Source organism: Nereida ignava, assembly GCF_001049735.1.
GTDB classification, from domain to species: domain Bacteria; phylum Pseudomonadota; class Alphaproteobacteria; order Rhodobacterales; family Rhodobacteraceae; genus Nereida; species Nereida ignava.
This window is the reverse complement of record NZ_CVPC01000016.1, coordinates 62,339-87,831: the sequence shown is the minus strand read 5'-3', so window position 1 is coordinate 87,831 and position 25,493 is coordinate 62,339. Positions and strand designations below refer to the sequence as shown.

24 protein-coding genes are annotated in these 25,493 nt (G+C 54.3%); 14 read left to right on the top strand and 10 right to left on the bottom strand.

Translation table 11 applies throughout. The features are described 5' to 3' along the window. The 5 genes from NIG5292_RS12155 to NIG5292_RS12135 all read right to left on the bottom strand — a co-directional run. Positions 1–405 (bottom strand): IS3 family transposase (locus NIG5292_RS12155; protein WP_144412756.1); only part of this gene is annotated, 405 nt, incomplete at its 3' end. Positions 406–416: 11 nt separating this feature from the next. Then, positions 417–704 (bottom strand): transposase, encoded by a 288-nt coding sequence (locus NIG5292_RS12150; protein WP_048599378.1) that lies wholly within the window; start codon positions 702–704, stop codon positions 417–419. Positions 705–1,306: 602 nt separating this feature from the next. Further along, complete coding sequence (locus NIG5292_RS12145) at positions 1,307–2,788, bottom strand: tripartite tricarboxylate transporter permease (protein WP_038008245.1); 1,482 nt, start codon at positions 2,786–2,788, stop codon at positions 1,307–1,309. A 1-nt stretch (position 2,789) separates the two neighbouring features. Continuing rightward, positions 2,790–3,272 carry a tripartite tricarboxylate transporter TctB family protein gene (locus NIG5292_RS12140; protein WP_038008243.1) on the bottom strand — a complete coding sequence of 161 codons (483 nt, stop codon included), beginning with the start codon at positions 3,270–3,272 and terminating at the stop codon, positions 2,790–2,792. 80 nt (positions 3,273–3,352) lie between these two features. Continuing rightward, entirely contained in the window at positions 3,353–4,339 is a 987-nt protein-coding gene (locus NIG5292_RS12135; RefSeq protein ID WP_038008242.1) for a Bug family tripartite tricarboxylate transporter substrate binding protein, read from the bottom strand. 105 nt (positions 4,340–4,444) lie between these two features. On the opposite strand from NIG5292_RS12135, the gene NIG5292_RS12130 reads away from it, so the two are divergent. From NIG5292_RS12130 to NIG5292_RS12120, 3 genes are read left to right on the top strand one after another with little or no spacing between them, the layout of a single operon-like run. Further along, a complete protein-coding gene (locus tag NIG5292_RS12130; protein ID WP_038008240.1) occupies positions 4,445–5,113 on the top strand; it encodes a response regulator transcription factor in 669 nt (222 codons plus the stop codon). Then, positions 5,103–6,470, top strand: coding sequence for a sensor histidine kinase (locus NIG5292_RS12125; RefSeq protein WP_038008239.1), 1,368 nt, complete (start codon positions 5,103–5,105; stop codon positions 6,468–6,470). Before NIG5292_RS12130 ends, NIG5292_RS12125 begins: the two co-directional genes overlap by 11 nt. Then, complete coding sequence (locus NIG5292_RS12120) at positions 6,449–7,456, top strand: ABC transporter substrate-binding protein (RefSeq protein ID WP_038008237.1); 1,008 nt, start codon at positions 6,449–6,451, stop codon at positions 7,454–7,456. The genes NIG5292_RS12125 and NIG5292_RS12120 overlap by 22 nt, the downstream gene beginning before the upstream one ends. Before the next feature lies 1 nt (position 7,457). Here the strand turns inward: NIG5292_RS12120 and NIG5292_RS12115 are convergent, their stop codons facing one another. From NIG5292_RS12115 to NIG5292_RS12105, 3 genes are all read right to left on the bottom strand, one after another. After that, positions 7,458–7,730: a PfkB family carbohydrate kinase gene (locus tag NIG5292_RS12115; protein WP_048599806.1), complete on the bottom strand. Its 273-nt coding sequence runs from the start codon at positions 7,728–7,730 to the stop codon at positions 7,458–7,460. A gap of 59 nt (positions 7,731–7,789) precedes the next feature. Further along, positions 7,790–9,349 carry an ABC transporter permease gene (locus NIG5292_RS12110; RefSeq protein WP_048599805.1) on the bottom strand — a complete coding sequence of 520 codons (1,560 nt, stop codon included), beginning with the start codon at positions 9,347–9,349 and terminating at the stop codon, positions 7,790–7,792. A gap of 82 nt (positions 9,350–9,431) precedes the next feature. Beyond that, positions 9,432–10,361, bottom strand: a complete 930-nt coding sequence (locus tag NIG5292_RS12105; RefSeq protein ID WP_038008232.1) for a sugar ABC transporter substrate-binding protein — start codon at positions 10,359–10,361, stop codon at positions 9,432–9,434. Between the two features lie 178 nt (positions 10,362–10,539). On the opposite strand from NIG5292_RS12105, the gene NIG5292_RS12100 reads away from it, so the two are divergent. From NIG5292_RS12100 to NIG5292_RS12080, 5 genes are all read left to right on the top strand, one after another. After that, positions 10,540–11,322, top strand: a complete 783-nt coding sequence (locus tag NIG5292_RS12100) for an ATP-binding cassette domain-containing protein (RefSeq protein ID WP_038008231.1) — start codon at positions 10,540–10,542, stop codon at positions 11,320–11,322. Between the two features lie 71 nt (positions 11,323–11,393). Beyond that, positions 11,394–12,578: an ROK family transcriptional regulator gene (locus tag NIG5292_RS12095; protein ID WP_038008229.1), complete on the top strand. Its 1,185-nt coding sequence runs from the start codon at positions 11,394–11,396 to the stop codon at positions 12,576–12,578. 336 nt (positions 12,579–12,914) lie between these two features. Continuing rightward, entirely contained in the window at positions 12,915–13,817 is a 903-nt protein-coding gene (locus NIG5292_RS12090; RefSeq protein ID WP_053084910.1) for a recombinase zinc ribbon domain-containing protein, read from the top strand. A 226-nt stretch (positions 13,818–14,043) separates the two neighbouring features. Next, positions 14,044–16,344 (top strand): AAA family ATPase, encoded by a 2,301-nt coding sequence (locus tag NIG5292_RS12085; protein ID WP_048599804.1) that lies wholly within the window; start codon positions 14,044–14,046, stop codon positions 16,342–16,344. A 284-nt stretch (positions 16,345–16,628) separates the two neighbouring features. After that, positions 16,629–17,450 carry an RES family NAD+ phosphorylase gene (locus tag NIG5292_RS12080; RefSeq protein WP_158441663.1) on the top strand — a complete coding sequence of 274 codons (822 nt, stop codon included), beginning with the start codon at positions 16,629–16,631 and terminating at the stop codon, positions 17,448–17,450. Between the two features lie 114 nt (positions 17,451–17,564). On the opposite strand, the gene NIG5292_RS12075 is transcribed toward NIG5292_RS12080, so the two are convergent. Continuing rightward, positions 17,565–18,692, bottom strand: a complete 1,128-nt coding sequence (locus NIG5292_RS12075) for a helix-turn-helix transcriptional regulator (RefSeq protein ID WP_082136700.1) — start codon at positions 18,690–18,692, stop codon at positions 17,565–17,567. Between the two features lie 102 nt (positions 18,693–18,794). Between NIG5292_RS12075 and NIG5292_RS12070 the strand changes: the two genes are divergently transcribed. Next, positions 18,795–19,391 (top strand): hypothetical protein, encoded by a 597-nt coding sequence (locus NIG5292_RS12070; protein WP_048599801.1) that lies wholly within the window; start codon positions 18,795–18,797, stop codon positions 19,389–19,391. Between the two features lie 14 nt (positions 19,392–19,405). Here the strand turns inward: NIG5292_RS12070 and NIG5292_RS12065 are convergent, their stop codons facing one another. Further along, positions 19,406–20,671, bottom strand: a complete 1,266-nt coding sequence (locus NIG5292_RS12065; RefSeq protein ID WP_048599800.1) for a tyrosine-type recombinase/integrase — start codon at positions 20,669–20,671, stop codon at positions 19,406–19,408. A gap of 785 nt (positions 20,672–21,456) precedes the next feature. On the opposite strand from NIG5292_RS12065, the gene NIG5292_RS12055 reads away from it, so the two are divergent. The 5 genes from NIG5292_RS12055 (at position 21,457) to NIG5292_RS12030 (ending at position 25,021) form a co-directional block, all read left to right on the top strand. Continuing rightward, complete coding sequence (locus tag NIG5292_RS12055) at positions 21,457–21,771, top strand: hypothetical protein (protein ID WP_306372344.1); 315 nt, start codon at positions 21,457–21,459, stop codon at positions 21,769–21,771. Continuing rightward, positions 21,768–22,163: a VRR-NUC domain-containing protein gene (locus NIG5292_RS12050; RefSeq protein ID WP_048599797.1), complete on the top strand. Its 396-nt coding sequence runs from the start codon at positions 21,768–21,770 to the stop codon at positions 22,161–22,163. The genes NIG5292_RS12055 and NIG5292_RS12050 overlap by 4 nt, the downstream gene beginning before the upstream one ends. Continuing rightward, positions 22,160–23,113 (top strand): helix-turn-helix domain-containing protein, encoded by a 954-nt coding sequence (locus NIG5292_RS12045; RefSeq protein ID WP_048599796.1) that lies wholly within the window; start codon positions 22,160–22,162, stop codon positions 23,111–23,113. Before NIG5292_RS12050 ends, NIG5292_RS12045 begins: the two co-directional genes overlap by 4 nt. Further along, positions 23,110–23,784 (top strand): hypothetical protein, encoded by a 675-nt coding sequence (locus NIG5292_RS12040; protein ID WP_048599795.1) that lies wholly within the window; start codon positions 23,110–23,112, stop codon positions 23,782–23,784. Before NIG5292_RS12045 ends, NIG5292_RS12040 begins: the two co-directional genes overlap by 4 nt. 319 nt (positions 23,785–24,103) lie before the next feature. Next, complete coding sequence (locus NIG5292_RS12030) at positions 24,104–25,021, top strand: Abi family protein (RefSeq protein ID WP_158441662.1); 918 nt, start codon at positions 24,104–24,106, stop codon at positions 25,019–25,021. Positions 25,022–25,493: the final 472 nt, after the last annotated feature.

Here is a 25,493-nt window from a genome sequence, read left to right as displayed (position 1 = left end):
CAGCATCTTGTAGCTGCGCCCGTTACTCAGCTTGTCGTGAACAAAATCAATTGCCCAAACATGATTGGGATGCATTGGGCGCAAACGGATGACCGAACTGTCTTTGTGATACAGCCGCCTTCGTTTCTTATGCCGCTCTGGCAGCTTCAGCCCTTCTTCGCGCCATAAACGCTCAACTTTCTTGTGATTGACGTGCCAACCTTCGATCCGCAGCAACTCAGCGATCTTTCGATATCCGTACCGACCATACTGCTTGGCAAGGCGGATCATGGCCAAGCGCAATGCGTCATCACCTTGAACCTTCGTTTTGTAATGCAAGCCAGAACGCGAGACGCCGAGAACCGCACATGTGCGCCGTTCTGACGTATCAAGTCTTTGGCGGGTATGGATTACGGCCTGACGCAACCCATCAACCGTCAGGCCTTCGGCTTTAAATAATCGAGGCTCTCTTTCAAGATCAGCTTGTCCAGTTGGAGGTCCGCAACGATTTTCTTCAGCCGCTCGTTTTCCTTCTTCAGTGCTTTCATTTCTGAGAGCTGCGGTCGCCCTAGACCACCGAACTTCTTGCGCCAATAGTAATAGGTCTTGTCCGAAATACCCGCCTTGCGACACGCGCCCACAACATCCAACCCATCATGCAAATGAACATCAATCTCGCGCAATAACTTCAGTGCATCCTCATGTGAATACCGTTTCCGTGCCATTCTCTGTCACTCCCTTAGTCAACAAATAGTGGCACAGTTTTAGGGGGCCAAGACACTCCAACGCCACAGCAATCCCCGTCAGGCATGCCACAGGCGACCAGTACGGCAACGTCACAGGCAGACTATGACAGGCTTAAGCCGCAAGGCACACAGGGAACTGTGGGTGGCTTGTAGTGCAGTGGTACCTAGTGCGCTGTGTAAGCAGGTGTAAGGCGGTGAGTTTGCTGGGATCGCTAAGTGTGAGTGTTTACGCGGGTTGATGTGTTACGTGCGCTTTTGGGCAGAATATATGCAGATGTTGGAATTCGTAGGGCTTGTAGGTTTTGGTTGTGAGAAGGCGCGAGAAGCATAGTTAAGAAGATGAAAGGCCAACGTTTGCAAATCCGACATTGATGCAAAGTGAAGCGAACAGCGACTTCGAGCCTGAGCAGCCTAATCCGACTGAGCCACGTTGATTGTAAGTACATGATTGACTTCTGGTTCATGATTATGATGGCTTCCGGTGCACATGGGCAATACCATAATAAGTTGTGCGGGCTATCGGTGTTGAGGTGAATACGCCGCACTGTTGCTACCCTCAGACAGCCCCTCAGTCTCCGAAGTCACTTGGCCAAGCGGGTCCTCAAGATCGGAACAATGATCAGACCTGCCGCAATGACCAACAGGCCAAGCGTCATGGGGCGTTCCAAAACAAAAGACACGCCGCCATAGAGTTGCATTGAACGAGAAAAGTTATCCTCCATCATGCCACCGAGGATAAATCCAATTAAAAGAGGTGGCAGAGGGTAGTTAGCGAATTTCAACGCAATGCCACAAATGCCAAACCCAACAAGCATCAGCAATTCCGTCGCGTTATTTTGTCCGATGTAGGCGCCCATCAATGTGAAAAACAGGATGAAGGGGATCAGGTAGTTGCGCGGGATTGCCAGCAATTTGGCAATGTAGGGGATCAGGGGTAGGTTCAAAACCAAAAGCACCAGATTGCCAATAAACATCGACATGATAACAGCCCAGAAAATCTGTGGTTCGTCAATCATTAGGCGCGGACCTGGCGTAACGTTCAGCGCGATCAATGCGCCCAGCAAAATAGCAGTTGTGCCAGACCCGGGAATACCAAGCGTCAGCAGCGGCACAAACGAGCCAGTGCAAGCCGCGTTGTTAGCAGTTTCAGGTGCGGCAAGGCCTTTGATAGAACCTTTGCCGAATTCATCTTGTTCATGTTTCGGGGCAATATTGCGCTCAACTGCGTAGCCAAGAAAAGACGCGATTGTTGCACCCGCGCCGGGCAGCACACCAATAAAAAACCCTTGAACAGACTGGCGGCCAATGACCGGAGCGATAGCCCGAGCTTCGGCGCGTGTGATGCGCAGGTCTTTGATTTCACCGCCATCAGCACCAAGGTTTTTTGGTTTAAGAACAAGAAAAATAGCTTCCGGCAACGCGAACATGGCCATAGCCAAGGTGATGAAGCCAAAGCCCGATTGAAGATCCATGATGCCGCCCGTAAAACGTGGCAGATTAAACAATGCGCCTTCGCCTACAGTTGCCATGATCAGGCCAAGAACGGTCATCATCAGAGCTTTGGTCACTTGACCAGGCCCCGCAAATGCCGCGATGGCCGACAGGCCGACGACCATTAACGCGAAATATTCCGGTGAGTGGAACAACAAGGCGACGCTCGACAACATCGGCGCAAAGATCATCAACAACAAAGCGCCGATCGTACCACCTGCAAAGCTAGCAATGGCGGCAATTGTCAGAGCCTTGCCGGCTTTGCCCTGTCGCGACATGGGGTAACCATCGAAGGAGGACGCAACGGTGCCCGCCACCCCGGGTGCATTTAGCAGGATTGACGATGTCGAGCCGCCAAAAATTGCCCCGTAATAAACACCTGCCAGTAGAATTAGCGCTGCCGAAGGATCGCCCATAGTGATCGCCACGGGTATCATAATAGCAATGATCGACATGGGGCCAAGGCCCGGCAACATGCCAATGAATGTGCCGATCAAACAGCCACCAATAACGACCAATAAGTTTTGCATGGATAGGGCCGTTTGCAGACCGATCAGAATACCTTCTAACATATCAGACCCCCACGAAAATTGGCAGGGGACGCAGGAATATCCCAAGCACTTCTTGCACCAGATACCAAACAGCTCCAGTAGCGATGAAGGCGACTGGGATCATCACATGCAATTTACGTTCGCCCAAGATAAACGAGCCAACAATCAGGAATGCCGAGGTTGAAAACAAGAAACCAAGCGGGCGCAGACACAGCGCGTAGACAACCATAAGGCCAAGCAACACCAAGGCCTGACCAAGGAAGTAATCGCCTAAGCGACGGTGGTCTATCTCGCCGATTTTCTCTTCGCCCTTTTCAAGTCCAATCAGAATAATAAATGAGGCGCTAATACCCAAAACGGATAAAACTTTGGGGAATGTGCTGGGCCAAATGGGGTTGCGGCGCATAAATGGCGCAAGGCTTGCATCCATGGTGAACCATGCCGTGTACCCGTACAAGATACAGAGCCCAAGAAGACAGAGTGCGATCCAACGATCCAAGGCCATTTTGTTCCCTCAAATTCCCGAAATAGAAAGAGGCGGAGCGTCTGTACGCTCCGCCCATTGATATCGAATGCCGCAAGCTTTTAGAGGAAGCCCAGCTTTTTCATCAGATCGCCAATGACAGTTTCTTGCGCCTCAAGAAATGTGCGGAAATCCTCGCCTGAATTGTGGATGTTGACCCAACCATTGCGCGCACGCACGGCTTCCCATTCGGGTGTGTCATACATGGCTTCGATTGCGGCTTGGTATTGGGCCAGCTTTTCGTCCGACATACCAGGTGCACCAAAGAAGCCGCGCCAGTTGACGAATGTTGTATCAATGCCTTGTTCCACCATGGTCTTCGCATCTGAAGCGGCAGCAACGCGTGCATCAGATGTGACACCGATGATTTTGACTTCGCCCGCGTTCGATAGATCAACTGCTTCGGAGAAACCGGTGGACAGTGCTGCGATTTCACCTGACAGCAATGCCGCCATTGCTGTGCCACCAGCGTCGTAGGGGATATAATTCACTGCAAGTGCATCACGACCAGATGCTTCCATGACCATCGCTGCAACTAGGTGGTCCATGCCACCAGGAACTGAACCGCCACCAATTGGTGTACCGCTCTGGTCTGCATCCCATGCCGCCAGAAGGTCATCCATAGAATTAATCGGGCTGTCTTTGCCGACAACGATTGCCGCATAGTCGCCGATGGTGCCGGCCACCAAAGTCAAATCGTTGAAGTTGTAAGGAAACACACCGGTCAAGGAACGGATCACGATGGGCGTAGAGTTAACCATCAAAGTGCCCTCAAGGCTTTCGGCGTTTTCGATCATGTAACCGATTGCCACACCACCGCCGCCGCCAGACATGTTTTCATAAGTCGCTGTGCCAACAAGTCCTGCTTCGGTCAACGCTTCGCCTGTGCCACGCGCAGTGCCATCCCATCCACCGCCAGCACCACCTGGGATGATGAAGTGAATTTCGTCAATAATCTGGTGGCCGTCGGCAAATACTGGCGCGCCAAAGCTAAGCGTCGCCGTAGCTGCAGCGATTAAGGCACGGCGGCCCATTTTCAAAGTTGTCATTTTACTCTCCCATTTGATAGCCATTCTTCAGACGGCTAGATGGTGTATGTAAACCATGGCAACCTGACACAAACCTGTCACGTACTTGAAAGGTTAGATGCCTAGATGAAATACCTTCTGGTCGAAGACAATTTGGAGCTAGCCGAGGCGATTGCCTCGCGTATCCGTCTGGATGGGCATGCCGTTGATCATGCTGCTACAATTGCTGATGCGCGTGCATTTGTGAACACCGGTGAATACGATCTGATTTTGCTTGATATTATGCTCCCTGATGGGGATGGTCGGACTTTTCTAAAACAACACCGTGCCGCTAAAAACCTGACATCGGTGATTGTTTTGACGGCCCGAAGTCAGGTGTCAGACAGAATCGGTTTGTTGGATTTGGGAGCCGATGATTACCTCACCAAGCCATTTGATCATGCCGAACTGCAGGCGCGGTGCCGTGCCGTTTTGCGGCGAAACGCAGGTTCTGCCCAATCGGTTCAGACAATCGGGGATGTAGATTTTGATGCCGTATCCGGTCTGTTGCGCGTCAACGGCAACAGTATCAATTTGCGCAACCGTGAACTTCGGCTGCTAGAACTTTTGATCGCCAATAAGGGGCAGGTTTTCTCGAAACAAAAGCTCGTGGATCGTTTATTTTCCTATAACGACGATGTGTCGGAAAATGCTATCGAGGTTTATATTGGGCGATTGCGCAAACATCTTGAGGGGTCACAGCTGCGGATCGTGACGCTGCGCGGACTGGGCTATAGGTTAAATCATGACGCCTGATGTTGTTGTCTCAGGATCATTGCGCAACCGGTTGGCGTTGATCTTGACGGGCGGTGCTGCGTTGTTGGCCGTCGTCTTGTTTATTGTGGTTCGGGTGTTAGCAGCGCAGGTGGCACAACAAGGCCAAGACAACATATTAAAGGCATCGATGTCGTCGGTGCTGGATACAGCAGCCATACGCGATGGCCGGGTAACGCTCGATTTCCCGTATTCGTCACTGTCTATGTTGAACACGGAGGCCGATGATCGCGTATTCTACGCAATCTACGAAGATAACACTCTGTTATCGGGGTATGATTGGCTGACATCACCGCGTGATGTGGCGCCCGAAAACACAATTTTTAAAAACACGACCCTCAAAGGGGAGGTTTTGCGCGTTGCCTCAGGGGCGCGAACCTTGATCGGATCAAACGGCCCTAGAAACGTTTTTGTGTCGGTGGCCCAAACACAGGACGCCCTATCAAACACACTTAACGCAATTTCACGCAATGTCGCGTTTCTGGGGCTTGGGTTCTTTGCAATGTCATCGGCACTTGCAATTTGGGCTGCATCCACAACAAGCCGTCAGATGCGCCGACTGACATCGTCCGTGACCCGCCGTGGTCCACAAGACCTAAGCCGCTTTACCAAACCTGTCCCATCAGAAATGGCCCCTTTGGTGGCATCTCTAAACACATTTATGTTGCGGCTGGATCACTCGCTGACACAATCCGAAGAGTTCATCGCCGAGGCTGCGCATCGCATTCGCACCCCACTTGCGACAGTAAGGTCACATGCCGAGGCGACGTTGCAGCGTGTGGACCGTGACGAAAATCGTACATCGCTACAAGCGATGGTACGCGCGATTGACGAAAGCAGCCGCGCCGCTGGACAGTTGCTGGACCATGCGATGGTGACTTTTCGAGCCGGGAACCTTGAAATGGTCCAGGTCGATCTGGCTGATTTATTGCATGAACTGGTCCAAAGCATGACGCCCGTGGCAGAAATGAAGGACATCACGATGACAATGGAACTGGAGCGCCCTGCAACGCTGCAAGGGGATGCGATTTTGCTCCAGAATGCGCTGCGCAACCTGATAGATAATGCGCTAAAATATGCGCCCGCAGAAACGGGCGTGATTATAAAAGCCTCTAACTCGCCAACCTTATCAGTTAGCATCTATGATGACGGACCGGGGTTTGCGGTGGACGAAATCGAAACACTGTCCGGACGTTTTGTGCGTGGCAAAGATATGGGCAACACGATCGGGTCGGGGCTCGGCCTGACGATCGCGCAAGAGGTTATCGTCGCCCATAACGGTTCAATGGCCTTGACCAACAGAGAAGAGGGCGGCGCATGCGTTACATTATCTTTCTGATTGCTCTTTGGTTGCCAGTGTCCAGCTTCGCCCAAGGCTGGGAAGACCAACAGTCTTTCGGTGAACCCAATCAAGCACAATTGCGTATTCTGTCCAGCACCGACACCTCGTTTTTCGCCCCGATTATTGAAGACTTTCTCGCGTCATCCCCGGACATTTCGGTGGAATACCTTGTCACTGGCACGGCTGATATCGATCGTCTGTACCGCGCTGCACCCGATGAGTTTGATGTGGTCATTTCCAGCGCAATGGACCTCCAGCTTAAGTTGGTAAACGATGGATTTTCTGCGCCAGTCATGAATATTGACCACCCTGAATGGGCTCAATGGAATAACAGCCTTTTTGCATTTACATCGGAACCTGCTGCTATTGTCCTTAACCGCCAAGCCTTTAAGCAGATTCACGTCCCAAGCAGTCGGCAAGATTTGATTCAGTTGATGCGAGACCACCCAGACCATTTTCAGGGACGGGTTGGGACTTATGACGTGAGGCAATCTGGCTTAGGCTACCTTTTTGCCACACAAGACGCCCGTGCTACCGAAACCTATTGGCGCTTGACTGAAGTCATGGGGCGCGTAGGAGCAAGGCTCTATTGCTGTTCCGGTCAGATGATTAACGATCTACGGACTGGTAAATTGATAATAGCTTATAACGTCTTGGGAAGCTACGCAAAGGCGCAGGCAGAGAATTCGGACGATTTGATAATCATTCTGCCATCAGAATTTCCAACAACTATGATGCGGACGATTTTAGTATCCGCGGCCGCTCCAGCCCCTCAGCACGCTAATAATTTTGTCCGCCACCTCCTGAAACTTCAATCGATCGGCGATCCGTTAACCTTCCCTCTACCGCCGCTTTCGCGGTCCCAAGATTTTCAAAACCTACGGACCATCAATCTAGACCCGGCTTTGATGACATATCTGGATCAAATGAAACGAGCAGCATTTATCCGGGAATGGGAGGATGCTATTGTTCAAGAGAAGTGAGTTAGCTGATGGCCTGCTCGGCCGTCCCTTCCCGATGGAACACATCGCTCGGTATGCCATTTTCGAGCGTGACAATGGCTTGGGTCGTCGGTTCGGACCGGCGTTCACCTGCCAATACGACGCCTTCGCGCTGTAAGTGATCTGCCAGCTGTTCACCAAAATCATCGATCGAAATCGGGGTAAGGTAATGTGGCGTCATCCCCTGACGCGCAAGGGCCACCGCAACATTATACGGTGACCCTCCAAGGTTATGATTTTGCGCAACTTCGCCCACTTGTCAAAGACCTGTTCACGGTGTCGATCAGGTTTTCGCCACCGATCGCTATGTCAAAATTACCGCGCATTTACGTCCAACATGCGAGCCTTCGCAAACATCGCATGCACATAGGTGCTTCCCAATAAAGCAGCGGCACCTAGGACAAGGAATGGCACGGTGATTTCATAGCCCAACAAGGACACCGGAAGGATCATCACAATGAACACGGCCGCCAAACCAAAACTGATCAGGCGCGATGTTTTCAGCACCACAAATGCGGTCGCAAGTACCAGAACCAGCAACAAGAGCGTTGCAGTAAGGTTCGCCGATGCAGCGGATTGCAACTGTGTAATTTCATCCGGCGACAAGAGGCGTGCATTTTGGCCCGCGGCAAGTGATGTTCCTGCTTCGCGTAGTGTGGTTGCAGCACCATGCTCCAACAATGCGATCTTGGCGCGAAGAAAGATAGCTCCGGGTGTCATCAGGGCAAGGAAGGCCATGACAGCCGCAATCGCCCCCAACAGCTTGCGCACGCTTTCAGGGTTCTTGGATTGACGCACGATGTCCAAGCCGACGGCGACCAGAATAATCAGACCGGTGACAACCATCTGCCAGAAGGTATCAAGCTGGGCCAATGTCAGGCCGTTGTTGATCAGCTTGAGCAGGATCACCCCCATAAAGGTCCCCCAAAGCGACCCACGTCCGCCGAAAAGGGACGTGCCGCCAATAACCACAGCGGCAATTGCGTCGAGTTCCCACATCTGCCCGTAGTCTGATTTTGCATAAGGAGCGCGGCCAAGGAACAGCAAGGCCCCCAATGCCGCCGAGAACGAACAGAACATATAGGTCAGCAGCGTATAGCGCGGCGTATTGATACCTGCCTGACGTGCGCCCGGCTCATTCGATCCAATCGCGTAGACCCAGCGACCATAGCGCGTGTTCGAAATAATAATGGTCAGGACGATGAAGAAGCCAATAAAGATCAGCATCGACATTTGAAAGGTGCGAAAAAAGTTTATCCAATTGTCATCAATAAAGCCACCCACACTTTCCCAAAAGCCCGACAATTCCCCCTCTTTATAGGCGTCGCGCAGACCTGAAAACGGGTTGTAGCGTCCAAACATGTCGAAGGTTTCAGGCAACTTTGGCGTAGCCTGCGCGCCTGTAGAAAGGTGACCAGTGCCCCGCCAGATCGAAAGACCAGCCAGCGTGACAATAAACGCGGGCATCCCAAAATAGGCCACGAGTGAGCCGTTGAAGGCCCCAATTGCAAGGCCGATCCCAAGGCCGGTCATGATAGCAAGGTAAGGCGGAAACCCCCAGAAACTGGCGACATACCCCGTCAGCGCGGCGGTCATCCCCATTACTGATCCAACCGATAGGTCGATGCCTGCGGTGATAATGACAAGCGTCATCCCCCCCGCCACGATGCCGATCGCGGCCGAGTTGTTGAGGATTGTCATCAAGTTTGATGGGTGAAAGAACGGGCGGCCTGACGTGGCAAGCTCGATGGATATGCCAAGGATTACGATCGCAAGAAAAGCGCCGGACCATTCCGCCTTAAAGAACTTGACCAAGCCGAGCACGATGCGGTCTTGAAGTGAAGTAGTGGCTTTGGCACGCGAGATGTCTGTCATTTTTTTCTTCCGCCGGAAAAATTTGAAGTTTGTATGAAAAAGGACGCGTCGAACGACGCGCCCTCATTAAAAAGTCGGTCGATTATTCGATGCCAACCATTGCTTTATAAGTGCCCGAAGTCATCGGCGTCACAAGGAAAAACCCTGTGTCGATGCGTGCGGATACGTCTTCACCGCGCGCCGCAGCGGAAGCCGCTTTGATGCCTTGGTAACCCATCTGGTACAGCATCTGCGCTGTGTTGGCGTGTACCCAGCCTTCATCCATAGCAGCAATCGCATCGCCAGCACCGTCGAAGCCAACCAGCTTTACGTCGCCCGCAGAGAAGCCAAGGTTTTCAAGGGCTGCTTTGGCACCCATTGTGCCGCCATCCCATGCGTTTGCAACCATTGCAACATCCTGACGGCTGTTGAGGATCGCCTCAACGCCTTCTTGCGCTTCCTGGCTGTTCCATTCGGTTGGAACTTCAAGGATTTCAGAGTTTGGACGCGCGGCAGAGAAGGATTCAACGAAACCGTTGCGGCGCTCTTGTCCTGTGGATTGTGCTTGATTGCCTGTCACATAGATGATCGGCTGGCCATCTTCGACCAAGGTCGCAGCAACAGCGCCTTGAACTTTGGCCACTGCGTAGTTGTCTGTCGCAACAAAGGACGTCACCTCTGCTCCAGCGACACCGGTGTCAATTGCGACAACTGGAATGCCTGCGCCCATGGCGTCATTTACGGCAGGCGCGATACCCGCGCTGTCAACTGGCGCCACGGCAATTGCGGCCGCGCCCTGAGCAACAAGGTTTTCAAAAACTTCGAGCTGGCTTGAAAGGTCACCTTGGAATGCTGGGCCAACAGAAACAAGGTTTACACCCTCTTCTTCCGCAGCATCAGCTGCACCTTGGTTAATCATCATCCAGCCAGCGTTTGTCGCGGACTTTGTGATATAGCCGATTACGTCCTGCGCGCTTGCAGTGGACCCGGCAATAAGCGCAGCAACAGCTACACCTGCGAATGTCATATTCATTTTCACGTTTATTCCTCCCAGAAGTTGCTGAGCCTCCAACGCCCAGCTTCGTGTGTCCCTAAAAGAGGAAATAATCGATTCAATGTCAATAATTAATTCAACTTGATTTAATTATTGACATTCCGGTCTGAAATGTTGCTTTTGGACCCAACAGAGACGCCGTCGGGAGGAAATAAAGATGGATGATGTCCGCAAGGTCATTCTAGAAACACGTGGGTTAACAAAGCACTACGGGGGTGTTCAGGCGCTCAACAACGCTGACTTCAAAATGTTTGCCGATGAACACATCGCGATCGTGGGCGACAACGGCGCGGGCAAATCAACCTTTGTGCGTAACATCACCGGCGTGGAACAACGCACCGCGGGCGAAGTTTTGATCGACGGAGTTCCCGTGAATTTCAAAGCGCCCAATGACGCGCGCGAACATGGTATTGAAACTGTTTATCAAAATCTCGCTCTCGCTGATCACCTAAATGTCCCGCAGAATATCTTCTTGGGCCGCGAAGATGTTTATTTCGAATTCGGACCACTTTCATGGCTTAAGAAAAAGGCGATGGCCAAGCGCGCTGAAGAGCTGTTGGAAGAAACTGGCATTAAGATTCCAGATACAACCCAATCGGTCGCTGGTATGTCTGGCGGCCAACGCCAATGCGTCGCGATTAGTCGTGCGGCGGGCTGGGGATCCAAACTGATTATCATGGACGAACCCACAGCGGCCTTGGGAATTCAAGAAACAACACGAGTCGAAAACATCATCAGAGGCCTTAAAGAACGCGGGGTACCCGTGATTATTGTGTCTCATAACTTACGCCAGGTCTTCAATCTGGTGGACCGGATTGTCGTCTTTCGTCAAGGGCGGATCGCCGGTGTTCTGAATGCCAAGACCGCAAGCGGAAACGACGTGGTAGCGATGATTACCGGCGTGGATCAGGGTGTGCATGAAGATGCCAGCTATATTTAGAAAATCGAGTTTCAGTTTTGAGAATAGTTTGCTCGCTTGGGCAAACGCGCGAAAAACAGGACTAAAGTTTAATGCTTAAAGACGCACCTATCGCAATATCTCCAAAACAGAGGAGCGTTGCACGACCCCAAAACGAGAGGCTGTTCTTAGACTTAATCCGTGACAACGGCCCCATGAGCAAAGCAGAGTTGACGCGCGCGTCAGAACTTAGCGCACAATCGGCAACAGTAATAGTTAACCGGCTTGTGAAAGACGGTTTACTACAGCCAGGTAAAGCCGTTAAGGGCAAGGTTGGCCAGCCCTCGGTCCCATTTTCATTGGACCCCACAGGTGCGGTTTCGATAGGCATCAAAGTGGGCCGCCGCTCGCTCGAAGTGGTCAGTATGTCATTCGATTACTCCATACTTGAACGCATTGTGCGACGATATTCATTCCCTAATCTCGACGCGATCCGTCAGGATATGCTGGCTTGTACGGCCGGACTCTTTGACAAAATGACCGCGGCCCAAAAAGAACGGGTTGTGGGCATCGGTATCGCGCTTCCAGACGAATTGAGCGCTTGGGAATCGACGGTTGGAGCACCGAAGGGTGCGATGGCCGACTGGGCGTCATCGGACCTTTCTAAAGATATGGAAGCCGCCTTCGGCCTCCCTACGACTGACTTAAACGACGCTTCAGCTGCCTGTCTGGCTGAAATCGCTGTGGGCGCCCGTCAGCGAAACAAAAGCTTCGTCTATTTCTATGTTGGAACTTTTATTGGCGGAGGCATTTCTCTGGGTGGGCAGCTCTACACAGGGCAAAACAACCTGGCAGGTGCTATTGCTTCGCTACCTACTGGCGCTGTGTCGTCTGGGGTGGCTAGCCAACTGCTTGAAGGCGCTTCCTTGCATTATCTTGAAGCAGCGGCAGAAGCCGCTGGACTAAGCCCGAATGGCTTTTATGAGAACAGGCCCCTGAACATAACTGAACGGGGATTGTTTGAAGATTGGTTGAAAATTGCGGCTCCGCAAATTGCTTTTGCTGCAGTCGCGGGGCGGGCCTTCCTAGACCCAGAAATGATTGTCATAGACAGCAGTCTGTCGCCGGAGCTTACGCAAGAGATGGTCGAGGCTGTTAAGGATGCTATGGGACGCAACTACGATAAACGCGGCTTGGCAAAGATCAACATTGAAGCAGGCGAAATCGGAATAGCGGCCCGCGCAATAGGTAGCGGAATCCTTCCATTCCTCTCACAGTTCGGATTAGAAAAGGAGTAGCCAAACATCGGATACTAGCGCTTACCAAGTTGGCTTGTGTAGGCCATTCAAACTCAAGTCTGAGCTCTTGAAGGCTTGGAAAAGCCGCCGTTCGCAATAGAACCATCAAGGTCCGCTTTGTCCCGCACTTCGGCCATAAACAATAGTCCAAGCGAACTTCCACTTCATTTAGTCCGTGTACAGTCTTGCGTCTTTTGGAGTGTTGAACAGTGTGTTAGCGTTGAAATCCTTCGATTACCGAGTCCAACACGGCGTTTCCGCCCTGCCCTCAAAATGACACTAAAAACACACTTACGCGCACACTAAAAATATTGATGCACAAGTCATTGATAACAAATGCCTAAATTACACCACCTCCATTGGGTCATCACCGAAGTTCCCGAGTTGCGCATTATTGAGCAACCGCTCTGGGACGAAGCAAAGGCCCGCCAAGGAGCCCTAAAGACCAAAGGCACAATCGACAACATCTGGGATCGACGCCGCCCGCGCACATTGTTTTCAGGTTTGTTGAAGTGTGGCTTCTGTGGGGGTGGGTTCTCGAAGGTTTCTCAAACCCAGTTCGGCTGCTCCACAGCGCGCAACAAGGGCAAGTCGCTCTGCACCAACCGCCTCACGATCTCAAAAACAGATCTCGAAGAGCGCGTATTGGGCGCCCTGCAGGACAACCTGATGGATCAAGACCTGTTAGAAGTCTTTTGCAAGGAATACGCCAAGGAGCGGAACCGCCTGAATGCAGAAGCCGAACATGGACGCGGCGCACTCGAGAAAGAACTGGCCACCGTAAACCGCGACCATGCAAAACTCGTAGATGCCATTATCGCTGGCATTCCCGCTGATCAAGTGAAGGACAAGATGCAAGCTCTTACAGAGCGACGTAAAGCCCTTGAGGCACAGCTTTCACACACAGCTCCCTCGGACCCCATTCGCATTCATCCAAATATGGCGGCAACATATCAAACGCGTGTGCGATCATTGATTTCAGGGTTGAGCAAAACGGGTGAGATGCAAGAGGCTCAGGAGGCATTGCGTTCACTCGTCGACAAAATCGTCCTGCAGCCCTCACCTGAGAGAGCCAAGCTCGATATCGTTCTTGAAGGTGCTCTATCTGGTCTTCTAACGCTTGCTTTGGGCGTTAAACGCAGAAAGGGCCTGAGTTTAAAAAATCAAGCCTTTGATAATGTTGGTGAATTAGTGTTGGTTGCGGGAGTAGGATTTGAACCTACGACCTTCAGGTTATGAGCCCATTATTGAATGAATTCAATAATTTAACGATTTCAAATACATAGGCAACAAGCCTTTGAATTCACAAAATTACAGCCCTAAAAATCGCTGACATTGGGACGCTTTCGTCGTGCCCCACACTCAAAAAATGACGTACGCTCGTTGACATGGCGTTGACATGGATGATCGTTAGACAAACGGGCAGTAATCGTTATCGACCCATAGCGGACTTTGAGGGAGTATCATGTTACGGAATATAACCGTCATAGAGAATGTCGGTCGATTTGCTAAGGCGCTCTCGACCCAAAATGTCCGCTTCGAAAAGTGCACGCTTTTCTATGGAGAGAACGGTTGGGGCAAATCGACGATTGCAGATATTCTACGATCTCTGTCACGCAGAGATCCGGAAATCATCATCGGCCGCAAGACACTCGCTGGGGGGCCGGACCAGAAGATTTCTCTTCAGCTTGATTCAGGTCGGGCGAATTTCGAGCGAGGCAGTTGGAGCGGAACCCAGAACCGCGTGGCAGTGTTCGACAGCCTCTTTGTGAATGAGAATGTCTATTCCGGCGACACGGTATCAGCTGACCATCTGCGTCGGCAGTATGGTCTCGTTGTCGGCGAAAAGGGCGTGCGACTCGTTCGCCAGATCGTGGCGCTGGATGAGGAAAACACCGAGAACAACAAGACCATTCGCGCCCTCGAAGCGGAGCTGACAGCCGGTATTCGAGGGATAGGCCCAGCAACCATGAGCCTGCCAGACTTCGAAGCTCTGGAACAGGATCCGGACATCGATACAGCAATCGCTAAAAAGCAGGCAGAGGTTTCCCGCGCAGCGAAATCGAAAGAGCTTAAAGCCGCTGCCGGTGCGAGCGCATTTCCGCTTCCATCCGAACCGGCGACCTTCGAGGCAGTCCTAAACAAGACGGTCGAAGGAATTGCCGCAGATGCCGTGGAAGCCGTAAGGTCCCATGTCGCAGCGCATGAATGCGAGGAGCCGACCGAACCGGGGCTGGAAACGTGGGTGGAACAGGGTCTGCCATTCAAAGCGGAGGACAATTGTCCATTCTGCGGCCAGGAACTTAGAGATCGGAGCCTGCTGGAAGCGTATAGCCGTTTTTTCAGTGAATCGTATCGACAGCTGGCCGAAGATGTTCAGAAGCTCCGTCGAACCTGTCAGCGCTACTCAAATGGCGACTTCCGAAACGCAGCGGAACAAGGCTCCAAATCCAACGAGAAACAATTCGAGTATTGGCGCGAGGCGGCTGGCGTCGATGCCCCCGCGACCATCGATCTTGACGCAATGATTTTAGGGATAGAGCGCGCTGCTGCGGAAATGGATTCAGCTTTGCAGACGAAAGCCGCAAACCTCACTGTGGCGTTAGGCATGGAGCAACTTGGCGCTGCAATCGATGCCTGGACGAGCGCGAGGGCGGCCATCGAAACTGCCAATGCAGCGCTTGGTGAGTACAACCGGAAGGTCGATGCCGTTAAGGACACGGTTGACGCTGGGCAGCTTGATTGCCTCACAAACGAGCTTAAGAGCCTTCAGGCTCGAAAGCATCGCTTCGAAGCGGAGGTCATTACCAAAGTCACGGACCTGCTAATGAAGAGGCAGCGCAAAGGCGACATTGCAAAAGAGAAAGCCAAGCTTCGCGATGAGCTGACCGCCCACGGCAAGACCATCACCGAAAGTCTCGGCAAGACGATCAATTCCTATCTCAAGCGTCTGAATGCGGGCTTTCGGATCGATTACAAAGAACCTGACTATCGCGGCAAGGAGCCTACCGCCAGCTACCAGATTCTCATCAACGAGGTTCCGGTTCCACCCCGAGTGAGCGGGGATACAACTGGTGCGCCGAGCTTCCGAAACACACTCAGCGCCGGAGACAAGTCGGTTCTCGCACTGGCGCTGTTTTTGGCGCAATGCAACGCGGACCCGGATCTCAGCGAAACAATCATCGTTTTCGATGACCCGTTCACGAGTTTGGACAATTTTAGGCGGCAGTTCACGGCCATTGAGATAAGAAGGATTTGTGACCGGTCCAAACAGACGATCGTTCTGTCGCACGACAAGGGATTCCTCCGCCTTCTATGGGATAAAATCGACCAGAAACTCATCAGGTCATTCGCGCTACAAACAGGCGCTCCCGGCGTGACGACCATCGCGCCCTACGACATTCCTGGCTCAACGCAACCGCGCTATGTTACGGAGCGCATGAAAATAGAAGAGTTCATCGAGGGCGAGCCCCACGAATTATCATACATAAGGTCGCGCCTGCGAACCGTCTGCGAGGACTTCTACCGCAAAGCTGACTCCGGACTCTTTGGCGAAGCTGCAACGCTCGACCAAATCATTCGAGCGCTAAATACTGCGAACGAAGATCACCCGTTCAAAGGTGCACTCGAGGGCCTTAGGGATATCAACGCCTATTCGAGGGTCGAGAACCATGCCGAGATCAATGGCGATCCATACGGCGATACAAATCCCGACGAATTGAGGGGGTTCTGCAGTCTTGTCCTCGGCCTGACGCGTGGGATGTAAAAGTCCGCTCCTGTCATTGTGATCAGATCGGTTTGCGACCGCGGCGAACGGCAGCTCTCCGTCGGACCTACAGGCGGGCGCATCCGTTGTAGTTGCAGAATGAATTTCGTGGAAAGGCAGGCTGACGTCATTATTATTGTTGGTGTCAGCACAGTGCAGCTTACCTGAAACGGCCATTCGAGCATCGGTTGATGATTGCTGCATTTTCAAGAGGTAGACACTAAATGCAAGAGTACCTTCGGAATGTTCGACGCGAATTAGACTGGTTCAGAGAGAAGGAGTTCTTGACTGAGTCTGTTGCTGAGGTCCGACAAAAACTAGACAAATTTTTTCATGTCTACAGCATTATGACGGCAAATCTTGGCAACTGCTATGTTTATCGGGTGCGCAGCTGCGACGAAGATCGGCCTCACCTCGAAACATCAGATATTTGGGTGCCGCCTTCCGAAGTTCTGGTAAGGGTAGCAAGAGCAAACGACATTGGCGAACGCATTTTTTATGGCGCGCTCCACCCAATGACGGCAATCAAAGAAGCCGCTATCACTGAAAGTCAATATTTTACGTTGGGAGTGTACCATCTTCGCGCGATGAATGAAGGCGATATGCCAAGTGTTGTCATAAAGACTCCACCAAAGCCAAACCCTATGGCGCGTCCACTAGAGCAATTGGGCCACGAGCTTAGCGAATTTGTCGAATCTGAGTTCACGAAAACCATAAATCGTGAAAACGATCATCATTACAAAAAGAGCTGCGCAATGGCTCAAAATCTTTTCAATTTACCATACAAGGACAGTCTACTTTATCCGTCGGTACAGGATGCTGACATGATCAATATAGCCTTACCGGAGGCTGTGGCGGCCAACCGGCTTACTTTGAAACAAGTTTTTCACTGCCAGTTGAGGGGCTGGCCCTACGCACTTTCCGAGTCACGCCCATTAGGCGAAAAATTGAAAACGGTAACAGACAAGTCGCCGATTGGTTTCAGACTAAATCCAATTGGTGATCCCATGCGTTTCTCGCTAATGTTTGAACACTCGAAAATCGAGTCACCTGACGAAATGCTCCGAAGAGCAATACAGGGATCCAATGCGCCGAAAATCTGCTAGAAAGGCAGCCTTGACCTTTTGGCGCGGCGCTCTCGCAGACGCCAAGAATTCATACTTAGCCCCCCTTCATCAACGAGTGTACAAGCCCCTTTGGAGGTCTTGGTGGATCCCACATCACGACAGCACGCGGATGGTTCTACCACGACATCCCGTCACAATCTCACGCAACGCCACAGGCTCAACCACCTCAACCTCGCTCCCCCACTTAGCCAGATGCCAGGCCATCTCGACCAACCCACTGGCTTTGAAGCTGACCAGTAGCCCACCATCCTCCAAGTCCGACATTTCCTGCTTTGGATGAAACTCAAACTCCCAGGCCGTCGGCGCGGCAGCTGGGCTGAACCGCCAGGCTACCCGGCTGAACTCGTCGTCCGAGTGAAACGACCCGAATGACCGCGCCGCATAGGCCTCAAGATCGAAGTCCTTGTCCTTCTCGAACCATTCATTTGTTATCTCTGCCTTTTCAATGCGATCTATGCGGAAGCGCCGCAGATTTTCATCTTTGGCGATATCAAGTGCAATCAGGTAGTGTCGCGTGCCGAGCAGAATTCCATAGGGCTCAATCACGCGTTTGCGCGGTTTGGCATCCTGCGCCCCCTGGTATCGGATGATGAGCCGGAAGGGCCCTCTGAGGGCAGCCGAAACGACGTTCAGCACAGCCGGAGAGGTTTTGACCTTTGGACCTGGGCGGCAGGCATAGCCTTTGGCCTCGAGGATCGCCTCGGCATCCACCTCCATGCTTCGGGCCTGTGCTGACGGCAAGGTTGCCACCAAGCGATCTCGCAGGGACCGAAGCGCCTCCACTTCCATATGAGCGCCCTCCCGCTCAGCCCGCGTGATGCTGGCCTCGAGCGCGACGAGTTCCCGGCGGTAGAGCCCTTGCATGCCGAGCATGCTGGTGTCGCGCAGCTTCCACCGTCGGCGGCGCTCATTGTCCGTCTGATGGGAGATGCTTGGAAAGACATCTTTCAAGGCCGCAATCATGCGCTGGGCGGTCCGCTCGTTGACGCTGAACTCTTCGGCAACTTCTTTCACAGTGATGCCGCCATGCCGGCTGGCAGACATACCAGCGAGCTTCAACAGGTCTTGTGCCTTTTGGAACGACATGGCGCTTATCCCCGACAGTTCTTGACGTAGTGCCTGGGTTATAACCCGAGAGAGGACGATTCGTCCTAAGGATGCCGATCGATTGAAGAATTTGGCAGTCACCGCACGACCATGAATGCGGCGGTGCAGCTTCATGCGGCCTGCTCCCTGGAGTTTCTGCCTCGCTGCCACTTGGGCGGCGTCAGCAAGTTGCGAGGCCGCCCACCGTCTTACCTCGACATCAGAACTGGAGCCCGCATGGCACTACCTCAAAGAGCATTCTTCACCCTGCACGAAACCGCGTCCCGATGGGGCTGCACAATCGCCGACATTGGCGGCTGGGCCACCGAAGGCAAGCTGGACATCGTCACAGGGGTTTCTCTCGCGATCTGCGGCGACGAGAAAGTCTCCGGCAAGATCACGATCTCGCCGATGGACATGCTGCCCCTCTTTCGCCGCGCGGGCACCGGCCCCACGGTCATCAAGCTGCAAAGGATCAAGCCGGAGAATGCGCAAGACTGGTGCTATGTCACCGAACCTGCCGACGGGGTCGAAGTCTCGATCGCAGACCTCCTGATCACCGGTCAGGACGTCCTGAGGTTCGAAGACGAATATGACCTGCTGCGCCGCATTGGCGGCGGCACGGGCGCGCTCTCACCCTATGACTGGGAGGGCATGTATGTGGCGCTTCTGAAGCGCGTCCACGAACATGGCATTCCCGAGACCCAGGCCGAACTGATCGGTTATCTTCAGGACTGGTTTGCCGATGTTGCCGAGAACGGCGAGATCCCCGATGAGAGCACCATTCGGCGCCGTCTGCGGCCCTTCTGGCGCGCCATGCGCGGCGAGAAATAAACAGGCCCTGGCTTTTAGGCCCGCTTTGCCTCTTTCTCGGCATCCGCGTCATGCACAATCTTCGGGCGTGGCCGGAACATGCCGGCCACGGCATCGACCCCGGCGCGCAGAGGCGAGTCCATCAAATGCGCATAGCGCAGGGTCGTCTGCATTTGGCTATGGCCAAGAAGCTTACCGATCATTTCCAGCGAAGCGCCGCCGCTGACCAAGAGCGAGGCGAATGTATGACGCAGGTCATGGATGCGCACATCCGGTAGGTCGGCCTCGCGCTGCACCATAACCCAGAACCGGCGAATTTCTTTGACGGGCTGGCCCGGCACGTCACCGGGAAAGAGCCAAGGATTGCCCTTGGGCACCACAAGCGCCCGCTGGCGCACGATCGCCGCAACATCGGCCGAGATCGGCACCCGGTGAATTTTGCGCTGCTTGGTGGTGGCTGCGGGCTTTGACCAGATCCCCAGCTCCAGATTGAATTGCTCGAACTGCGCCTGCCGCACCTCACCCACCCGCGACCCAGTGAGCATGCAGATGCGGATGATGCCGGCGGCGCGCTGATCCTCGGCCGCATCCAGCACTTCGGCCAGCCGGCCGATTTCTTCATGGGAGAGGAAGCGCTCGCGCGCCGTCTCGACGCGCTTTTTGAAGCCGGCAGCAGGATTGTCCGTGCGCCAGCCCCATTGGATGGCAAGGTTGAACATCTTACGCAGAACTTCGCCAACGCGGTTGGCACGCACCGGTGTGGGCTTGCGCCCTTGCAGTTTACGCGCGCGGTTGTTGGGCTTTGCCTTAGACGGCCGCGCCCTGCCCTCTGCAATCAGGTTCAAAAGCTTTGTCACATCATGTGGCGTGATCTCTGTGACCAGCTTGTTGCCCCAGAGCGGTGCGACCAGCTTGGTCAGGAAGGATTTATGATCGGACGCGCTCAAAGGCGTCAGCGTCGAGGCATGCTCGATCAAATACCGCTCGATCATGTCGTTGAAACGAGGGGCTTCTCGCAACGTGTCGCGTTCTTCCAGAGGATCTGTGCCCTCGTCGATCAGGCGGCGCAGTTCTCGCGCGCGCTCACGAGCAGCAGTGACACTCCATTCTGGCCAGCGCCCGATCGCCATGCGGCGCTGCCGTCCTGCAAAGCGGTAATCCATCACAAAAGACCGCTCGCCCGAGGGCATCACGCGGATGGACAGCCCCCGTATCTCGGTGTCGAAGACCTGGTAGGCTCGATCCTCTTCCGGGATCTGCTCACGCACGGTTTTATCATTTAATCGCAATCGGTTGACCATATTCATACCTCCTTGGTGCGCATGACACAGGCGTAGATGCGCAGGCTTATCAAGCGAAGCATGGGGATCTGGGCGGCATATAGGCGGTGACCGGCGGTGATGCGCCAAAACCCTGCCGGTCATTGAAAACATGGAAAAAAATAAAGGCGGTGTTAATGGCGCTGGGCGAATCTGTGGGCCAGCGGAGTATGTTTCGCCGCCTAAAGCGTGCTCCTCAGGCCATTTTGCTCCCAGACCATGCCCTGATTTTGCAAATTCCGTTTAAAATCAATGACCGGCAAGGGTCCCGACCCCTTGCCGGTTGGGCGAATACCCCTTGAACGCCTGCGAAAGCCCACGAAACACGGCGAAATCTTGTAAATTAGCCAGTTTTGGACGGCTGCGACTCTGTATCGGTCAATTTGCGAGGGTTCTGCGCCGTCCTGCGCCGCAACCTCGACCCGCGCCAAAGCCGCAAAAGCTCAATGATATCAATGACCGGCAGCCATTTGGCGCATCACCGCCGGTCTCTGCCTTTCCGCCACCCTTTCCGCTCTGCGCTTCTGAACTCCTGAACCCTGCCCTCGTCGGGCCAAACTCAGGAGAAACCAGATGCCAGACCTTGGAACTGCCCCCCGATCCAGTAGCCCTCAGCGCCTGATGAGCGGCTGGATCAGCCGCCTCGACCTCGCCCTTGAACTCGGGGTCACCGTCGAAACCCTGCACCGCTGGGAGAAGATCCGTTTCGGCCCGCCCTGTGTTCGCGCCGGTCGGAAGATCTACTATCGCCGAGATGCAGTGCAGGAATGGCTGATGCTGCAGGAAGCCCCTGCGCCACGTCGTGCGGGGTCACGCCGATGAGCCTCCCCCTTCCCTTCCGCAAGCCCAGCGCCCGGGACCGTGTCCGCCATGAGTGGATTGAAGAGCGCCGCCGCGAGGCGCGCATGGTGGTCGCCGATATGGTGCACCATTCCGACTATCTCGTTCGGCTCGCCTGCAATGTGTTGGTCCAGCATGGTGAAACCCCCGAGGAGCGCGAGGATGCCCGCCTCCTGCTTGTCGTCCTCGATGCCAAAACGCCTGGGCGGCTGCCCGCGCCAGATCGGGAGGGCCGCTCATGAAGCGACGCGGAACTCCAGAAGCTGATCTGCAGCGCGCTGTCGTGACCGCGCTGCGCTTTGCTCTCCCCAAGGATGCCATCATTCATCACTGCGCCAACGAGGTAAGGGAGGCAGGCCCGCGGGGAGCCAAGCGACAGGCGATCCTCGTCGGCATGGGCGTCCATCCCGGCTTTGCTGACCTAATCATTCTCTGCGCTGGCCGCGTGCTGTTCCTGGAGCTGAAATCCCTCAAGGGGCGGCTGAGCCCAGCGCAGGAGGCGTTCCGCGACGCAGTGCTGGCGCAGGGCTTCGGCTGGGCGCTGGTCCGCTCGCTTGATGACGCGCTGGGCGCCTTGGCAGACCACGGGTTCACAACGCGTGTTGCCTCCCCAACCGGGAGGGGCGCGCCATGAGCCATGCCGCCACCAACTGGGCCATCCAGCAGAGGGGTTTAAAGCCTGCGACGAAGATCGTCCTCTGGCATCTTTGCGATCGTCACAACCCAGACTTTGGCTGTTTCCCGACACAGGTCCGTCTGGCCGAGGATGCTGAAATGTCGATCTCTTCGCTCAACGATCACCTCAAGAAGCTGGAAGGGCTCGGGCTCATTCAACGCATTCAATGTCAGGATCATCGGACCAAACGCCGCCAAGCCACACGCTATATCTTGGGGTTCGAAATGGTCGACCCACAAGAGCCATCTCCAGAAATCGGAGACGGCCAGCAAGGCATAACCCAAGAAAATGACGCCGAACCGTGTCCGGAATTCGGAGACGGAGCCAACTCCGAATTTGGGGCAGTTCCATTTCCGGAAAATAGCCAAAGCCATCTCCGAAATTCGGAGACTAACCTTGTAAGGGAACCTTTAAGTAAACCAGTAAAGGAGGAGGAGGACGCGCGAGCGCGCGAAACCGCTTTTGATGATTTTTTTGGAAAGCTGCTCGCGGCGCTGGGCGTCGATCCTGACGGGTCGCTTCCTGGCTGGTGGCAAGGCTGGCCACCCCGAGAGCATGTTCGGCGCTGGCAGACTGACCTCGGGCTGAGCGAGGCCGAGATCCTCGAGGCGGCAGAAGCGTCGCGGCAGGAGCATCCTGAGCCACCTGACGGGCCAAAGGCTCTGGATCGCGTCATGCAGCGCACCGCCCAGCGCAAGGCGGATGAAAAATCTCGAGGTCGGCGCAAAACACAGAAGCCAACAAAACCGGAACGCCAGCCGATCTCCGATCTTCCCGCCTTCTACGCCGATTGGGTGAACTCGGAGAAATACCTACCCTCCAGTGCAATCAGCAACAGCATGCGCGACCAGATGCTCGCCCGCGGCCTTGTCACATCACAGCAACTTCGTGAGCGAGGCGTCCAATGAAACACGATCGCAATTTGCACAGGGCGTCACGGCAAGCTGGTCATGGACGCCCGAAGCGCATCATGACAGTGCAGCAGGCGCTGGAATGGGCCTTCCGCACCGAATGTGCACAGCTGGAGCTGCCCGAACCGCCTGATCCGGAGCGTGGCCAGGGATTTGGCTTCGGTCTCGAACACGTGCTTATGCAACGCGCCGCGCTGGGCTGCAAAATCGATGGCGGTCGCTACAAGCTGGGCGATTACACCCACGAGGATGCCGAGGTCATTGCTGCGACTGTTTCTGGAATGCCAGATAGCTTAGGCGGCAAGCGTATGGCCATTCGAGTGGCAGAGCTCGCGCGCGCTGGGCTCACCCCTGATTGGATGCCAGGGGCTGTGCCGCGCTGCTTGCCGGTCGAGATGAAGCGCAATCGGCACGGGGATCATGCAACGACCGTGGTAGTCGGCACCGAGCGTGTGCTGTCGCGCGGCAAGTGGCGGACCGTAGAGGTGCGGGCCTGTCCGGTGATGTTTCGGCCAGATGCAAGGCAGATTGAGGCAGCGAGGCGGGCGTATGACGCCTGGTGGAAGGCGCTGGTTTGGGTTGGAGATGGGCTTATCGCAGGTGGAATGTTGACCGAAGTGCAGGTGACAAACGAGATGCCAAAGGCCAAGCCGTGGGAGTTATGTTAAAGACGGTCAATACGGGTGAGAAACAGAACTTCGTTGCACTGGCACCAATGGCTGCAAAGCGCAGTCACGATTAAGTCCGGGCGCAGCGAACCGATATCCCGCACTGCCTCACCGTTCGGTGCTCCATCTACAATGTTGACATCGTCAGCGCCGACGCTATTATCCTTTCTTGCCTTATGACCGGTGCTCCCTGACCTGGCCTCAGTCGCCTCGTTACAGCCCGGTCTTCTAATTTCTGGATGTAGCCGTATCAACATTGAAGTACCTCAAGCAGCACAAGTCGACCGATGAATGTATCGACATAATGTTGATGAGGGGCATGGAAATTCGTGACCGAGGCCATGCCGAGCGCTCCCTGCACCGCATAGGATACTACCGACTCAGCGCGTTTGGGTATCCGTACCGTGACTTCTGCACGATCCCAGCGGCAAACGGTGAGGAGGACCAGAAAGTTCGATGCGACAAGTTCAAAGTGGGTACGACCTTCGATCATGCGATCAACTTCTATCTCTTCGACAAAGCCTTGCGTATAGAACTTCTGGACGCGATCGAGCGTATCGAGATCGCGGTTAGAACCGCGATGATTGAAGTCCTCGGGGAGCTGGGACCACATGCCCACCGCGACAGGCGCTCATACAAGGATCGCTTCAGCGAAAAGGACGAAGATGAAAGCACGCCTCTCGAGCGTTTCATAGCCGGCCTGGATCAGCACTTCAAAAGCTCGAAAGAGGACTTCGCGAAGCATTTTGCACGAAATTACTTTGGTCCCCCACCGATCTGGATCGAGGCTGGGACATGGACCTGGGGCAACCTGACCCACATTATCGCCCACCTCTCCGACAAAAACAAAATGGCAATCGCGGCGCGCATTCACCCAGACCTCCCCATGAAGACATTCGCTTCATGGATCACAGCGCTCAACGACGTCCGCAACAGCTGCGCACATCACGCCCGGACGTGGAATAAGCCCTTGGTAAACAGCCCAGGCGTCCCCCCGAAAAAGACATTCGGACAGCTTGACCACCTCCGACAGCCCAGGATGGGCGACGATGCGCCCACGAAAAAGATCTACAGCGCGATCGTCATCATGACCTTCATTATGCGGCAGTACTATCCGCGCACCAAGTGGCACATCCGTCTTCGTGACATGATCCTGACCCAAGACCTCCCGTACGAGATCCGCCCGCAGACCGCTGGGTTCCCGGAGAATTGGGAGCAGGAGGCCATCTGGAACTGACGCGCCAACCCTCACCCATCCAAAATTGCTGCACGATGTCTCAAAAGGCCGGTTCGGGGAAGTTACGGCCCAGCGATGGCCAGCCGCATGAATTTCCGAAGAGGGCCGTGTGCGTCCGCCCCCCCCCCCTCCCATGGTTCCTCCTCGGGCCTTTGCGTATACGGGCGTACTCAGCGCGCAAGTTTCCTAGCGTCTGGCCTTTTCACCGGGGAATCCACCTGGAAGCCAGCACGCGGACGACGCGCAAAAACCTGAATCATTATAAAGGGTTACGCTTTCCTGCATCCGTGCAAGTGGATTCCATCGAGGAATCCAGGAAGCCACCTTTGTTGGAATCCACCACACGACTTTAAGAAGCCGTTGATTCAAAACAGAAAACGGATTGACATTTCTAGCCCCCTTGACCTATCAACGAACCATCGAAGAATTGCGCCCAGAGGACACCCTCGTGGGCGCTTTTGTTTTTCCGGCA

Coding starts and splice junctions, on each gene's coding strand:
- NIG5292_RS12150 (WP_048599378.1), bottom strand. CDS start 704: ATGGCACGGAAACGGTATTCACATGAGGATGCACTGAAGTTATTGCGC.
- NIG5292_RS12145 (WP_038008245.1), bottom strand. CDS start 2,788: ATGTTAGAAGGTATTCTGATCGGTCTGCAAACGGCCCTATCCATGCAA.
- NIG5292_RS12140 (WP_038008243.1), bottom strand. CDS start 3,272: ATGGCCTTGGATCGTTGGATCGCACTCTGTCTTCTTGGGCTCTGTATC.
- NIG5292_RS12135 (WP_038008242.1), bottom strand. CDS start 4,339: ATGACAACTTTGAAAATGGGCCGCCGTGCCTTAATCGCTGCAGCTACG.
- NIG5292_RS12130 (WP_038008240.1), top strand. CDS start 4,445: ATGAAATACCTTCTGGTCGAAGACAATTTGGAGCTAGCCGAGGCGATT.
- NIG5292_RS12125 (WP_038008239.1), top strand. CDS start 5,103: ATGACGCCTGATGTTGTTGTCTCAGGATCATTGCGCAACCGGTTGGCG.
- NIG5292_RS12120 (WP_038008237.1), top strand. CDS start 6,449: ATGCGTTACATTATCTTTCTGATTGCTCTTTGGTTGCCAGTGTCCAGC.
- NIG5292_RS12110 (WP_048599805.1), bottom strand. CDS start 9,349: ATGACAGACATCTCGCGTGCCAAAGCCACTACTTCACTTCAAGACCGC.
- NIG5292_RS12105 (WP_038008232.1), bottom strand. CDS start 10,361: ATGAATATGACATTCGCAGGTGTAGCTGTTGCTGCGCTTATTGCCGGG.
- NIG5292_RS12100 (WP_038008231.1), top strand. CDS start 10,540: ATGGATGATGTCCGCAAGGTCATTCTAGAAACACGTGGGTTAACAAAG.
- NIG5292_RS12095 (WP_038008229.1), top strand. CDS start 11,394: ATGCTTAAAGACGCACCTATCGCAATATCTCCAAAACAGAGGAGCGTT.
- NIG5292_RS12090 (WP_053084910.1), top strand. CDS start 12,915: ATGCCTAAATTACACCACCTCCATTGGGTCATCACCGAAGTTCCCGAG.
- NIG5292_RS12085 (WP_048599804.1), top strand. CDS start 14,044: ATGTTACGGAATATAACCGTCATAGAGAATGTCGGTCGATTTGCTAAG.
- NIG5292_RS12075 (WP_082136700.1), bottom strand. CDS start 18,692: ATGAAGCTGCACCGCCGCATTCATGGTCGTGCGGTGACTGCCAAATTC.
- NIG5292_RS12070 (WP_048599801.1), top strand. CDS start 18,795: ATGGCACTACCTCAAAGAGCATTCTTCACCCTGCACGAAACCGCGTCC.
- NIG5292_RS12065 (WP_048599800.1), bottom strand. CDS start 20,671: ATGGTCAACCGATTGCGATTAAATGATAAAACCGTGCGTGAGCAGATC.
- NIG5292_RS12055 (WP_306372344.1), top strand. CDS start 21,457: ATGGCTGATGCTGCAGGAAGCCCCTGCGCCACGTCGTGCGGGGTCACG.
- NIG5292_RS12050 (WP_048599797.1), top strand. CDS start 21,768: ATGAAGCGACGCGGAACTCCAGAAGCTGATCTGCAGCGCGCTGTCGTG.
- NIG5292_RS12045 (WP_048599796.1), top strand. CDS start 22,160: ATGAGCCATGCCGCCACCAACTGGGCCATCCAGCAGAGGGGTTTAAAG.
- NIG5292_RS12040 (WP_048599795.1), top strand. CDS start 23,110: ATGAAACACGATCGCAATTTGCACAGGGCGTCACGGCAAGCTGGTCAT.
- NIG5292_RS12030 (WP_158441662.1), top strand. CDS start 24,104: ATGGAAATTCGTGACCGAGGCCATGCCGAGCGCTCCCTGCACCGCATA.